The following is a 12286-nucleotide window of genomic DNA, read 5'->3' as shown; positions in this document are numbered from 1 at the left end:
GCATCACAAATGATTCGGAGTTGTCATGAAACTTCCTCTTACCCTGATCGCCGCGGCCGTCGTGGTCAGCACTAGTGCATCCGCACAAGCTCTCCCGGAAGGCCTTGTGGACGCAGCCCGAAAGGCGGTGGTGAGCAACCCGGACGTCCAGGCGCGATGGTTCGGTTTCCGGGCAGCCGATTCAGAGCGAAGCGTTGCGCGCGCCGGCTTCCTTCCCCAGCTGGACGCGGTGGCCAGCACCGGCCGCGAGAACCGTGTGCGGCCTTCCGGCAGCACGGGCTCGTACCACCATACCGGCGCGGCGCTCACGCTGAACCAGATGCTGTTCGATGGCTTCTTCACCAGCAGCGAAGTGCGGCGGCTCGGCCACGCCAAGCTCACGCGGTACTACGAACTGGTGGAGGCCTCCGAGACAGCGGCGCTGGAAGCGGTGCGCGCCTATGCCGATGTGGCGCGGTACCGCGAACTGGTGGAGCAGGCCAAGCAGAACTATGTGGAGCACAAGCTGACCACCAACCAGATTGACGAGCGCACTTCCGCGGGTGTGGGGCGCCGCGTCGATCTCGAACAGGCGACGGGCCGCCTCGCGCTGGCGGAGTCGAATCTGCTGACGGAAATCTCCAACCTGCACGATGTCAGCGCCCGCTACCAGCGGTTGGTGGGCGAGCTGCCGCCGCCCGCGCTGCCGCCCTTGCCCGAAGGCTTTCGGCTTACCCAGCTGCCGCAAAAGACCGACGAGGTGGTGGCCCTTGCGCTCAACAACAGTCCCACGATCAACGCTGCCATCGAGAACATGCTGGCCAGCGAGGCAGGCATTGCATCGCAGAAGGCCGGCTTCATGCCCCGGGTCGACTTCAGGGCCCGCCAGTCGTGGGACCGCAACCTCATCGGGGAGCAGGGGCGCTCGCGCGACAGCACCGTGGAGCTGGTGCTGACCTACAACTTCTTCAGGGGCGGTGCCGACAAGGCGCGGGAGCAGCAGGCGGTGGAGAACAAGTTCCAGGCCCGGGAGTTGAAGGAAAAGGCCTGCAGGGACGTGCGCCAGACCACGGCGATCGCGTTCAATGATGCGCGGAGGCTGGTGGAGCAGATGACCTATCTGGACCAGCACCGCCTGTCGACGGAAAAGGCCCGGGAAGCCTACCGCCAGCAATTCGATCTCGGGCAGCGCACCCTGCTGGATTTGCTGGACACGCAGAACGAGGCATTCCAGGCGAGCCGGGCCTATGTCAACGCGCGCTACGACCAGGTGGTGGCGCAGGCGCGGACCCTGGGCGCGATGGGGCAGCTGCTGGCCGCGTTGAATGTGAGCCGGACCGACATGCCCTCGCCCGCAGACGCGGGCCAGCAGCGCAGTGGCATCGACCCCGCCGATCTGTGTCCCGCCGAAGTCCCGGTATCGATCGCCGTGGACAAGGCGAGGGCGGTTGCCGATACGCCGGCACGCCCGCGTGCCACGCTGCCCGCGCAGCCCACGGGTGCGCCCCGGCCCGCCGCTGCCCGCTAGGGGGCGGGGCGAAGGCCCCGGCCGCCTGGCTTCGCGAGGCGTTCGGACTAGGCGGCGACGACGCCTGCGGCGTGCGCCTGCTGATCCGCGTGGTAGCTGCTGCGCACCATGGCGCCCACCGCAGCGTGGCTGAAGCCCATCTTGTAGGCCTCCTGCTCGAACATCTTGAAGGTGTCGGGATGCACGTAGCGGCGCACCGGCAGATGGCTGTTACTGGGCGACAGGTACTGGCCGATGGTCAGCATGTCGATGTCGTGCGCGCGCATGTCGCGCATCACCTGCAGGATCTCTTCGTCTGTCTCGCCCAGGCCCACCATGATGCCGCTCTTGGTCGGTACCTTGGGGTGCAGCGCCTTGAACTTCTTGAGCAGGTTCAGGCTGAACTGGTAGTCGGAGCCGGGGCGCGCTTCCTTGTACAGGCGGGGCGCGGTCTCCAGGTTGTGGTTCATCACGTCGGGCGGCGCGGCCTTGAGGATCTCGAGCGCGCGGTCGTCGCGGCCCCGGAAGTCGGGCACCAGGATCTCGATCTGCGTGGCGGGCGACAGTTCGCGGATGTTCTGGATGCATTCCACGAAGTGGCCGCTGCCGCCGTCGCGCAGGTCGTCGCGGTCCACGCTGGTGATCACCACGTACTTGAGCTTGAGGGCGGCGATGGTCTTGGCCAGGTTCAGCGGCTCGTCCTTGTCCAGCGGATCGGGGCGGCCGTGGCCCACGTCGCAGAACGGGCAGCGTCGCGTGCACTTGTCGCCCATGATCATGAAGGTGGCCGTGCCCTTGCCGAAGCATTCGCCGATGTTGGGGCAGGAGGCTTCCTCACAGACCGTGTGCAGCTTGTGCTCGCGCAGGATCTCCTTGATTTCATAGAAGCGCGTTGTCGGGCTGCCGGCTTTCACCCGGATCCACTCAGGCTTCTTGAGCACCTCGCCCTGCTCCACCTTGATGGGGATGCGCGACAGCTTGGCCGCGGCCTTCTGCTTGGCCAGCGGGTTGTAGGCTTCTGTGGATTGCGCTTCGCGGACGACTTCAGGGGTGCTCATGGCGTGTAGGCGGTTCAGGGCGCGAGCCGGATGCTGAGCTGCTGGCCCAGCACCTGTGCGGCTTCCTCCCAGGTGGTGTGGACCCCGATTGTAGAAAGGTCCACCGTTCGCAATCCTGCGTAACCGCAAGGGTTGATGCGCTCAAAGGGTTCCAGGTCCATCGCCACGTTGAGCGCCACGCCGTGGTAGGTGCAGTGCCGGCTGACCTTGATGCCCAGGGCCGCGATCTTGCCCAGGCCCGTGAAGTCCGGCGCGGCGATGGCGCCGTTCTCCGGGCGCTTCTGGGGGCGCTGCGGCAGCAGTGCATGGCTGTGCGGGTCGTCCAGGCGCACGTAGATGCCGGGGGCCCCGGCGACGCGATGGCCCGTGACGCCAAAGTGCGCCAGCGTGCGGATCGCGGCTTCCTCCACGCGGTACACATACTCCTTGACGAAGTAGCCCGCGCGCTGAAGGTCGATCAGGGGATAGGCCACGACCTGGCCGGGGCCATGGAAAGTGACCTGGCCCCCCCGGTTGGTGGCAACGACAGGAATATCTCCGGGGTGCAGGAGGTGGTCGCTTTTGCCGGCCAGCCCTTGGGTGTACAGCGGCGCGTGCTCGCATATCCATAGCGCATCCACGGTCTCGGCTGCGCGGGTGGCCGTGTAGTCCTGCATGGCCTGCACCGTGGCGGCATAGTCCACGCGGCCAAGCACGCGAAGGTCGATGGCCATGAGTGCTATCTCTATCTATCTCTGTCTGGCTGATGCGGGCGCGGGCCTTACAGCACCACCTTCACCATGGGGTGCGACGACAGCGCGCGGTACAGATTGTCGAGCTGCTCCCGGCTGGTCGCGGTGATGGTGATGGTAACTCCGAGGTAATTGCCGGCCCGGCTGTCGCGCAGTTCAATGGTGCCAGCGTCGAAGGTCGGGTCGAACTGGCGGGCCAGTTCCGTCACGGCATGCACGAAGCCATCCACCTTCGCACCCATGACCTTGATCGGGAACCTGGAGGGGTATTCGATCAGAGAGTCCTTGCGGGGATCGTTAGGCTGTGTGTCGGGGCCGTTTTCAGGCGGCAGGCTGGAGGATGTCATGGCGGAAAGTGCTTCGGTTTCAGGAGCTGGCAGGGCTTTGCCATTGTGCTTCAACGGCGTGTCCGTTGTGAAAACCCTGGCCGGGCGGCGTGCGCCAGATCGGTGCGCGGGGGCGCAGGGAAAGGGAAAAAGCCGTTGGCCCGTCACCACAACGGCGCAGGCTTGCGCACCGGTTTTGGACCGGGGTTGCGGGTCTTTGTCGAGCGCCACGGGTTTTTACTTATAATTAGAGGCTTTGTGAAAGTTGCAGTCTGTAACGCGGGCGTCATTCAACAATGAAAACAATCGCGCCTGAGACTGAAACTGAGGCTGAAGAATCTGACTTCAAGCCCCTGACGGCCCAAGAGGCCGAACAGTGGCGCAGTCGCAATCCTCCCATCTCCGTATGGAAGGTGGTGGCGGGTCAGGCGCTGGTCGGGATGCTGGTGGCCCTGGTGGCCTGGCTTCTGACGGGCAGGGCGTCGGTAGGCTGGTCTGCGGCTTATGGCGCTCTGGCGGTGGTGGTTCCGGCTGGCTTGTTTGCACGGGGGGTGTTGCGCCACAAGGCGTCTTCCAATCCGCGTGCCGCCATGGTGGGGTTCTTTGGTTGGGAAATCGCCAAGATCGTGTTGACGGTGGCGCTGCTCGCAGCGGCACCCCGGCTGGTGGCGGGCCTGAACTGGATTGCCCTGCTGGTAGGCATGGTGATCACAATGAAAACGTACTGGGTGGCACTGTTGGTGCGGCCCGGTGTCCGAAAAACCGATTGATAGAGAGAAGAGTTGTCCGATGGCCGCAGAAGCGCACGCTCCGACTGCAAGTGAATACATCGTTCACCACCTGCAGCATCTTCAAAACATCAACCAGACCAAGATTGTTGACTTCACGGTCATCAACTATGACTCGATCATCGTGGGTTTGGTTCTGGGTGCCCTCACTCTTTTGATCCTGTGGTCAGCTGCCCGTAAGGCAACCTCCGGCGTGCCGGGCCGCTTCCAGGCGGCTGTGGAGATGCTGGTCGAGATGGTGGACAACCAGGCCAAGGCCAACATCCACAACGCCGAAAGCCGCAAGTTCATCGCCCCCCTGGGCCTCACGGTGTTCGTCTGGATCTTCCTGATGAACTTCATGGACATGCTGCCCGTGGACCTGCTGCCCGCGATCTGGGCCCAGATCTATGGCGCCGCCGGCCACGACCCGCACCACGCCTACCTGCGCGTCGTGCCCACGGCCGACCTGTCCACCACCCTGGGCCTGGCGTTCGCCATCCTGGTGCTGCGCTTCTGGTACAGCGTCAAGATCAAGGGCGCTGGCGGCTGGGCGCACGAACTCGTGTCGGCCCCGTTCGGCACCAGCAAGAATCCCATCTTCGCCCTGATCCTGGGCGTGGTGAACCTGCTCATGCAGGTCATTGAATATGTCGCCAACACCGTGTCGCATGGCATGCGGTTGTTCGGCAACATGTACGCTGGCGAACTGGTGTTCATGCTGATCGCCCTGATGGGTGGCGCGGCTGCACTGTCGCTGTCGGGTGTGCTGCTGCCTGTGGGCCACGTCATCGCTGGCACCATCTGGACGCTGTTCCACATTCTGGTGATCTCGCTGCAAGCCTTCATCTTCATGATGCTTGCGCTGATCTACCTCGGTCAGGCGCACAACGCGCACTAACGGTTCCCTTTCGTTTCTCTTTCCTTTTCAACCTTTCTTTTTTTAACTCAGGAGTCATCATGGAAAACATTCTCGGTCTCGTCGCTCTGGCTTGTGGTCTGATCGTTGGTCTGGGCGCTATCGGCGCTTCCATCGGTATCGCACTGATGGGTGGCAAGTTCCTCGAATCGTCGGCACGTCAGCCTGAGCTGATCAACGAACTGCAAACCAAGATGTTCATCTTGGCCGGTCTGATCGACGCTGCTTTCCTGATCGGCGTGGCCATCGCCCTGCTGTTCGCATTCGCCAACCCCTTCGTCTCCACGTTCTTGGTCAACCTGCCCAAGTAATTCCCACTCAACGCCACTCTAGAAAGGTGTTGCCGTGAGTATCAACGCGACCCTGTTCATTCAGGCCATCGTCTTCCTGATCCTGGTGTGGTTCACGATGAAATTCGTGTGGCCCCCGATCGCGAAGGCGTTGGATGAACGAGCCCAGAAAATCGCCGAAGGCCTCGCTGCTGCCGACCGTGCCAAGTCCGAACTGACCGCTGCGAACCAGCGCGTCGAGAAGGAACTGTCACAGGCACGCAACGAAACGGCCTCGCGTCTTGCGGACGCCGACCGACGTGCCCAGGCCATCATCGAAGAAGCCAAGGCACGCGCCACGGAAGAAGGCAACAAGATCGTTGCTTCCGCCCGTGCCGAAGCCGAACAGCAAACGGTGCAAGCCCGCGAAGCCCTGCGCGAGCAGGTGGCTGCGCTGGCCGTCAAGGGTGCTGAGCAGATTCTCCGCAAGGAAGTCAATGCCGGCGTTCACGCCGACCTGCTCAACCGCCTGAAGACCGAGCTGTAAGGGGACACACATGGCTGAACTCGCCACCATTGCCCGCCCCTACGCCGATGCCCTGTTCAAGGCCGCTACCGCGGGTGCGGGCATGGACCTGGCCAGCACCGCTGCCTGGGTCGATGAACTGGCGGCCATTGCCGCCAACCCCCAGTTGCGTCAGCTGGCGGACAACCCCAAGGTGACGGCAGACCAGGTGTTTGCCGTTGTCACGGGGGTTGCGCGTTCGGCGCTGTCCGACACGGCCAAGAATTTCCTGCGCACGGTCATCGACAACGGGCGCCTCAACGCGCTGCCGGAAGTCGCCGCGCAGTTCCGTGCCCTCGTGAATCGCCGCAGCGGCTCTTCGGATGCCGTGGTGCACAGCGCCTTTCCGATGGACGCAGCAGCATTGGCCGAGGTCAGCGCTGCGCTGGAAAAGCGCTTTGGCCGCAAGCTCAATCTCACCGTTCAGCTGGATGAATCCCTGATCGGTGGCATTCGCGTAGTGGTGGGTGACGAGGTGCTGGACACTTCGGTCAAGGCCCGTCTTGAACAAATGAAAGCGGCCCTCACCGCGTAACGCGCGGCGAGGACAGCGAACCAAAGAAAGAAGGAAAGAGTCATGCAACTCAATCCCGCAGAAATTTCTGAACTCATCAAGAGCCGCATCGAAGGTCTGGCCGCCAGCAGCGATATCCGCAACCAGGGTACCGTGGTGTCCGTGTCCGACGGTATCGTGCGCGTTCACGGCCTGTCGGACGTGATGCAGGGCGAAATGCTTGAGTTCCCCGCCACCAAGGACGGCCAGCCCTCCTACGGCCTGGCCCTGAACCTCGAGCGCGACTCTGTCGGCGCCGTGATTCTGGGTGAGTACGAACACATCTCCGAAGGCGACACCGTCAAGTGCACGGGCCGCATTCTGGAAGTGCCGGTCGGCCCCGAGCTGATCGGCCGCGTGGTGAACGCCCTGGGCCAGCCTATCGACGGCAAGGGTCCCATCAACGCCAAGCTCACCGACGTGATCGAAAAGGTCGCGCCGGGCGTGATCGCCCGTAAATCGGTGGACCAGCCCCTGCAGACCGGCCTGAAGTCCATCGACTCGATGGTGCCCGTGGGCCGTGGCCAGCGCGAGCTGATCATCGGCGACCGCCAGACCGGCAAGACCGCCGTGGCCATCGACGCCATCATCGCCCAGAAGGGCCAGGGCGTGACCTGCATCTACGTCGCCATCGGCCAGAAGGCTTCGTCGATCAAGAACGTGGTGCGCGCGCTGGAACAAGCCGGCGCCATGGAATACACGATCGTCGTGGCCGCATCGGCCTCCGAATCGGCCGCCATGCAGTACGTGTCGGCCTACTCGGGCTGCACGATGGGCGAGTACTTCCGCGACCGTGGCGAAGACGCCCTGATCGTGTATGACGACCTGTCCAAGCAGGCTGTTGCCTACCGCCAGGTGTCGCTGCTGCTGCGCCGCCCACCAGGCCGCGAAGCCTACCCTGGCGACGTGTTCTATCTCCACAGCCGTTTGCTCGAGCGCGCAGCCCGCGTGAACGCCGACTACGTCGAAGCCTTCACCAAGGGTGAAGTCAAGGGCAAGACCGGTTCGCTGACCGCACTGCCGATCATCGAAACGCAAGCCGGCGACGTGTCCGCTTTCGTGCCTACCAACGTGATCTCGATCACGGACGGCCAGATCTTCCTGGAAACCAGCCTGTTCAACGCCGGTATCCGCCCCGCCATCAACGCCGGTATCTCGGTGTCGCGCGTCGGTGGTGCTGCCCAGACCAAGCTGGTGAAGAACCTGTCCGGCGGTATCCGTACCGACCTGGCCCAGTACCGTGAACTGGCTGCGTTCGCACAGTTCGCTTCCGACCTGGACGAAGCCACCCGCAAGCAGCTGGACCGCGGTGCCCGCGTGACCGAACTGCTCAAGCAGGCACAGTACAGCCCGCTGTCCATCTCGCTGATGGCTTCCACGCTGTTCGCTGTGAACAAGGGCTTCATGGACGACATCGACGTCAAGAAGGTTCTCGACTTCGAACACGGCCTGCACCAGTTCCTGAAGACCAGCCACGCCGCACTGCTGGCCAAGCTGGAACAGGCCAAGGCCATGGACAAGGACGCAGAAGCCGAATTGACCGCTGCCATCGCCGCGTTCAAGAAGTCGTTCGCTTAAACCGGACGAGGATCCATCATGGCAGCAGGCAAGGAAATACGCGGCAAGATCAAATCGGTGGAAAACACCAAGAAGATCACCAAAGCCATGGAAATGGTGGCTGCATCCAAAATGCGCAAGGCGCAGGAACGGATGCGGGCTGCCCGCCCTTACAGCGAGAAGATCCGCAACATTGCAGCCAACCTCGGCCACGCCAATCCGGAATATGTGCATCCGTTCATGAAAGTGAACGATGCCAAGACGGCCGGCGTGATCGTGGTGACGACCGACAAGGGCCTGTGCGGTGGCATGAACACCAACGTGCTGCGCGTCGTGACGTCCAAGCTGCGTGAGCTGCAGGGCGCTGGCGTGTCCACCGAGGCGGTTGCCATCGGCAACAAGGGCCTGGGTTTCCTGAACCGTGTCGGTGCCAAGGTGGTTTCGCACGTGACGGGCCTGGGCGACACGCCCCATCTGGACAAGCTGATCGGCCCGGTCAAGGTGCTGCTCGACGCCTATGCAGAAGGCAAGATCAACGCGGTGTACCTCTCGTACACCAAGTTCATCAACACCATGAAGCAGGAATCGGTGGTGGAGCAGCTGCTCCCCCTGTCGTCCGCGCAGATGCAGGCCGAGAAGACCGAGCATGGCTGGGACTACATCTACGAGCCCGATGCACAGACCGTGATCGACGATCTGCTGGTCCGCTATGTCGAGTCCCTGATCTACCAGGCGGTTGCGGAAAACATGGCGTCCGAGCAGTCGGCACGCATGGTGGCCATGAAGGCCGCCACCGACAACGCCGGCAGCGTCATTGGCGAGTTGAAGCTGGTCTACAACAAGACGCGCCAGGCAGCGATCACGAAAGAACTTTCGGAAATCGTGGCTGGCGCCGCTGCTGTGTAAGCAGCTCAACCAACATCTTTATTGGAGCGAAAAATGGCTCAAGTGCAAGGCAAGATTGTTCAATGTATCGGCGCTGTGGTGGACGTTGAGTTCCCACGCGACCAGATGCCCAAGATTTACGACGCTCTGAAGCTCGACGGTTCGACCCTGACGCTGGAAGTGCAGCAGCAGCTGGGCGACGGCGTGGTGCGTACCATTGCGCTGGGTTCGTCCGACGGCCTGCGCCGCGGCATCATGGTGACCAACACCGGCAACTCCATCACCGTGCCCGTGGGCAAGGCGACGCTGGGCCGCATCATGGACGTGCTGGGCGCGCCCATCGACGAACGTGGTCCCGTGAGCCAGGAACTGACGGCATCCATCCACCGCAAGGCCCCTGCGTACGACGAACTGTCGCCTTCGCAAGAGCTGCTGGAAACCGGCATCAAGGTGATCGACCTGGTGTGCCCGTTCGCCAAGGGCGGCAAGGTGGGTCTGTTCGGTGGTGCCGGCGTGGGCAAGACCGTGAACATGATGGAGCTCATCAACAACATCGCCAAGGCCCACAGCGGTCTGTCGGTGTTCGCTGGTGTGGGCGAGCGTACCCGCGAAGGGAACGACTTCTACCATGAAATGGCCGATTCCGGCGTGGTGAACCTGGAGAAGCTCGAAGAGTCCAAGGTCGCCATGGTGTACGGCCAGATGAACGAGCCCCCAGGCAACCGTCTGCGCGTGGCGCTGACCGGCCTGACCATCGCTGAGTCCTTCCGTGACGAAGGCCGTGACGTGCTGTTCTTCGTGGACAACATCTACCGCTACACGCTGGCCGGTACCGAAGTGTCCGCCCTGCTGGGCCGCATGCCTTCCGCCGTGGGCTACCAGCCTACGCTGGCCGAGGAAATGGGCCGCCTGCAAGAGCGTATTACGTCCACCAAGGTGGGTTCGATCACTTCCATCCAGGCCGTGTACGTGCCAGCCGATGACTTGACCGACCCCTCGCCTGCCACGACGTTCGCCCACTTGGACTCGACCGTGGTGCTGTCGCGTGACATCGCCTCGCTGGGTATCTACCCTGCCGTGGACCCCCTGGACTCCACCAGCCGCCAGCTGGACCCGAACGTCGTGGGCGAAGACCACTACGCCACGGCCCGTGCGGTGCAAGGCACGCTGCAGCGCTACAAGGAACTGCGCGACATCATCGCCATTCTGGGCATGGACGAACTGGCTCCTGAAGACAAGCTGGCCGTGGCCCGCGCGCGCAAGATCCAGCGTTTCCTGTCGCAGCCTTTCCACGTGGCCGAAGTGTTCACGGGCTCGCCAGGCAAGTACGTTCCCCTGTCGGAAACCATCCGTGGTTTCAAGATGATCGTGAACGGCGAATGCGATCACCTGCCGGAACAGGCGTTCTACATGGTGGGCACCATCGACGAAGCCTTCGAAAAGGCCAAGAAGGTGGCCTGATTGCCCGGCGGCTGAGCAGCCTACCGCCGCTCGGCCTTCAGCAATCAAGCAACCCACCTTTTCCTAGGAGCAATGATGAACACCATCCACGTTGATGTGGTCAGTGCCGAAGAGTCCATCTTCTCCGGTGAAGCACGCTTTGTCGCGCTGCCTGGCGAAGCTGGCGAACTGGGCATCTTTCCCCGCCACACCCCGCTGATCACGCGCATCAAGCCGGGCTCGGTGCGCATCGAAATGGCCGACGGCAGCGAAGAGTTCGTTTTCGTGGCCGGTGGCATTCTGGAAGTGCAGCCCAACTGTGTGACCGTGCTGTCCGACACCGCCATCCGCGGCAAGGACCTGGACGACGAGAAGGCCAATGCTGCCAAGGCCTCTGCCGAGGAAGCACTGAAGAATGCCAAGAGCGAGATCGATCTGGCCAAGGCGCAGTCCGAACTGGCGGTGATGGCTGCGCAGATCGCGGCACTGCGCAAGTTCCGCCAGAAGAAGTAAGCAATTCAGGCCCTCGCGGATCTGCCCAGAGAAAACCCGGCTTTGCCGGGTTTTTTTATGCCGCAATGCAATGAAGGAGCCTCCACACCCCGCGCCATCCGGGCTGCAGCGCCTGGGCGGGCGCAGGTGTTTCATGGACTGCCGCAGCCGCAGCCGCAGCCGCGGACGCCGGGCGGAGCCGGTGCCTCCACCAGATGGATGTGCAGGCCTTCGCAGGCCACGCCAAGCTGATCATCCTCCGTGCCGGCCCCCAGCAGTTGGTGGTGGGCCAGAAAGGTGCGTGCCACGGCCAGCGAACGGACCCTGAAGGACAGCGATTCAATCCGCAGGTGCTCGCCCGGCACCAGTTCCAGCGAGACCTCCGGGGTGAGCGCGATGGAGTGGCCGCCGGGGGAAGAACCGCTCAGCGCCTGCCATTGGCGCCGATGGGTCGCCAGATCCGGCGTGCCCATGCGGACCGCGTGCAGTCCGAGCAACCCCAGGGGGCCGCCACCGCTTGCCTCCAGCACCTGCCTGTGCCGCATTCGGCGTTCCACGGGTGTGGTGGCATCGTCCCAGGGGTAGATGGGGGCGCCCGGTGCCCATTCGCAGAAGAACACGCAACAGCTGGGGGCTGACAGATCCAGCAGGACAGAGTTGGTGAAGTTCGTGACCACTTCGCCTCGGTGGCCTGCAGATTGGAAGGGGCGGGCAGGTTTGCAGGCGATGCCCAGCGAGGTGGCGTGGGCCATGGCGCCGGGCAAGGGCCCGGAGGGCTCCAATGCGAAACCATGGACCAGCGGCGGCCGCGCGCAGGCCGGCAGGTCGCCATTGTCGGCTGCCGCCCAGAACTCCAGGTCCGTGTTGCCCACGTGCACCCAGCCATAGGTGGCGAAGCCGGTGCGCTGCAGGGGCCACGCCACGGGCAGGCCGAAGGTCCGGCTGAACAGTTCGAACAGAGGCTCTGCCGCAGGGAGCCGCAGCATGACGTGGTCGATGGATCGGAAGGGGGGCATGGCGGCGGTGTGGTGGGAACCATCAGCCCGGCCATTGTGACCGACCGGCCCATGCGAAAAAGGCCGGGGCCCTTCGCGGGGCCCCAGCCTTTTTGGCTTGCATCTGCACCTTCCGTCCCGCATGCGCCGCATGCGGGATCTAGGCATTACATGGCGTTGCCGATTTCGCCCGCCGAGATCTGGCCGGTGCGCACGGCTTCAGCAGCCTGGGCACGCACGGCG

General features: G+C 63.5%; 14 protein-coding genes. 10 read left to right on the top strand and 4 right to left on the bottom strand.

The window, feature by feature from the left end; genetic code table 11:
* The first annotated feature begins 25 nt into the window (after positions 1–25).
* The gene (locus tag AC07OD_RS27645) at positions 26–1507 is read left to right on the top strand and encodes a TolC family outer membrane protein (protein ID WP_492244700.1); all 1482 of its coding nucleotides are present in this window, start codon (positions 26–28) and stop codon (positions 1505–1507) included.
* A gap of 47 nt (positions 1508–1554) precedes the next feature.
* On the opposite strand, the gene lipA is transcribed toward AC07OD_RS27645, so the two are convergent.
* Genes lipA through AC07OD_RS27630 form a run of 3 tightly spaced genes read right to left on the bottom strand, consistent with a single transcriptional unit; the run spans position 1555 to position 3622 of the window.
* Complete coding sequence (lipA, locus tag AC07OD_RS27640) at positions 1555–2544, bottom strand: lipoyl synthase (RefSeq protein ID WP_494598530.1); 990 nt, start codon at positions 2542–2544, stop codon at positions 1555–1557.
* A 14-nt stretch (positions 2545–2558) separates the two neighbouring features.
* Positions 2559–3257, bottom strand: a complete 699-nt coding sequence (gene lipB / locus AC07OD_RS27635) for a lipoyl(octanoyl) transferase LipB (RefSeq protein ID WP_369641159.1) — start codon at positions 3255–3257, stop codon at positions 2559–2561.
* 47 nt (positions 3258–3304) lie between these two features.
* On the bottom strand, positions 3305–3622 hold the full coding sequence (locus tag AC07OD_RS27630) for a YbeD family protein (RefSeq protein WP_218298031.1): 318 nt from the start codon (positions 3620–3622) through the stop codon (positions 3305–3307).
* A 275-nt stretch (positions 3623–3897) separates the two neighbouring features.
* Between AC07OD_RS27630 and AC07OD_RS27625 the strand changes: the two genes are divergently transcribed.
* From AC07OD_RS27625 to AC07OD_RS27585, 9 genes are all read left to right on the top strand, one after another.
* The gene (locus AC07OD_RS27625; protein WP_218298032.1) at positions 3898–4371 is read left to right on the top strand and encodes an ATP synthase subunit I; all 474 of its coding nucleotides are present in this window, start codon (positions 3898–3900) and stop codon (positions 4369–4371) included.
* A gap of 19 nt (positions 4372–4390) precedes the next feature.
* The gene (gene atpB, locus AC07OD_RS27620; protein WP_218298033.1) at positions 4391–5269 is read left to right on the top strand and encodes a F0F1 ATP synthase subunit A; all 879 of its coding nucleotides are present in this window, start codon (positions 4391–4393) and stop codon (positions 5267–5269) included.
* 59 nt (positions 5270–5328) lie between these two features.
* Positions 5329–5598: a F0F1 ATP synthase subunit C gene (atpE, locus tag AC07OD_RS27615; RefSeq protein ID WP_099657604.1), complete on the top strand. Its 270-nt coding sequence runs from the start codon at positions 5329–5331 to the stop codon at positions 5596–5598.
* Between the two features lie 34 nt (positions 5599–5632).
* Positions 5633–6103, top strand: a complete 471-nt coding sequence (locus AC07OD_RS27610; protein WP_007847746.1) for a F0F1 ATP synthase subunit B — start codon at positions 5633–5635, stop codon at positions 6101–6103.
* A gap of 10 nt (positions 6104–6113) precedes the next feature.
* Positions 6114–6656 (top strand): F0F1 ATP synthase subunit delta, encoded by a 543-nt coding sequence (locus tag AC07OD_RS27605; RefSeq protein WP_218341840.1) that lies wholly within the window; start codon positions 6114–6116, stop codon positions 6654–6656.
* Between the two features lie 42 nt (positions 6657–6698).
* Positions 6699–8252: a F0F1 ATP synthase subunit alpha gene (atpA, locus tag AC07OD_RS27600; RefSeq protein WP_055396240.1), complete on the top strand. Its 1554-nt coding sequence runs from the start codon at positions 6699–6701 to the stop codon at positions 8250–8252.
* A gap of 18 nt (positions 8253–8270) precedes the next feature.
* Complete coding sequence (gene atpG / locus AC07OD_RS27595; protein WP_218298035.1) at positions 8271–9137, top strand: F0F1 ATP synthase subunit gamma; 867 nt, start codon at positions 8271–8273, stop codon at positions 9135–9137.
* Positions 9138–9170: 33 nt separating this feature from the next.
* Positions 9171–10577: a F0F1 ATP synthase subunit beta gene (gene atpD / locus AC07OD_RS27590; RefSeq protein ID WP_055396243.1), complete on the top strand. Its 1407-nt coding sequence runs from the start codon at positions 9171–9173 to the stop codon at positions 10575–10577.
* Between the two features lie 75 nt (positions 10578–10652).
* Positions 10653–11069: a F0F1 ATP synthase subunit epsilon gene (locus tag AC07OD_RS27585; RefSeq protein ID WP_218298036.1), complete on the top strand. Its 417-nt coding sequence runs from the start codon at positions 10653–10655 to the stop codon at positions 11067–11069.
* Positions 11070–11200: 131 nt separating this feature from the next.
* Here AC07OD_RS27585 and AC07OD_RS27580 read toward each other — a convergent pair whose 3' ends face one another.
* Positions 11201–12064: a hypothetical protein gene (locus AC07OD_RS27580; protein WP_494598529.1), complete on the bottom strand. Its 864-nt coding sequence runs from the start codon at positions 12062–12064 to the stop codon at positions 11201–11203.
* Positions 12065–12286 lie beyond the last annotated feature (222 nt).

The organism is Acidovorax sp. GW821-FHT10E03, from assembly GCF_059415205.1.
The sequence above is the reverse complement of the archived record's forward strand: the minus strand, read 5'-3'. Positions and strand labels throughout refer to the sequence as shown.

What these genes read in the sequence shown, in the direction of transcription:
- AC07OD_RS27625 (WP_218298032.1), top strand. Translation starts at nt 3,898, where the DNA reads ATGAAAACAATCGCGCCTGAGACTGAAACTGAGGCTGAAGAATCTGAC.
- atpB (WP_218298033.1), top strand. Translation starts at nt 4,391, where the DNA reads ATGGCCGCAGAAGCGCACGCTCCGACTGCAAGTGAATACATCGTTCAC.
- AC07OD_RS27645 (WP_492244700.1), top strand. Translation starts at nt 26, where the DNA reads ATGAAACTTCCTCTTACCCTGATCGCCGCGGCCGTCGTGGTCAGCACT.
- atpE (WP_099657604.1), top strand. Translation starts at nt 5,329, where the DNA reads ATGGAAAACATTCTCGGTCTCGTCGCTCTGGCTTGTGGTCTGATCGTT.
- atpA (WP_055396240.1), top strand. Translation starts at nt 6,699, where the DNA reads ATGCAACTCAATCCCGCAGAAATTTCTGAACTCATCAAGAGCCGCATC.
- atpG (WP_218298035.1), top strand. Translation starts at nt 8,271, where the DNA reads ATGGCAGCAGGCAAGGAAATACGCGGCAAGATCAAATCGGTGGAAAAC.
- AC07OD_RS27585 (WP_218298036.1), top strand. Translation starts at nt 10,653, where the DNA reads ATGAACACCATCCACGTTGATGTGGTCAGTGCCGAAGAGTCCATCTTC.
- atpD (WP_055396243.1), top strand. Translation starts at nt 9,171, where the DNA reads ATGGCTCAAGTGCAAGGCAAGATTGTTCAATGTATCGGCGCTGTGGTG.
- lipA (WP_494598530.1), bottom strand. Translation starts at nt 2,544, where the DNA reads ATGAGCACCCCTGAAGTCGTCCGCGAAGCGCAATCCACAGAAGCCTAC.
- AC07OD_RS27605 (WP_218341840.1), top strand. Translation starts at nt 6,114, where the DNA reads ATGGCTGAACTCGCCACCATTGCCCGCCCCTACGCCGATGCCCTGTTC.
- AC07OD_RS27580 (WP_494598529.1), bottom strand. Translation starts at nt 12,064, where the DNA reads ATGCCCCCCTTCCGATCCATCGACCACGTCATGCTGCGGCTCCCTGCG.
- AC07OD_RS27630 (WP_218298031.1), bottom strand. Translation starts at nt 3,622, where the DNA reads ATGACATCCTCCAGCCTGCCGCCTGAAAACGGCCCCGACACACAGCCT.
- lipB (WP_369641159.1), bottom strand. Translation starts at nt 3,257, where the DNA reads ATGGCCATCGACCTTCGCGTGCTTGGCCGCGTGGACTATGCCGCCACG.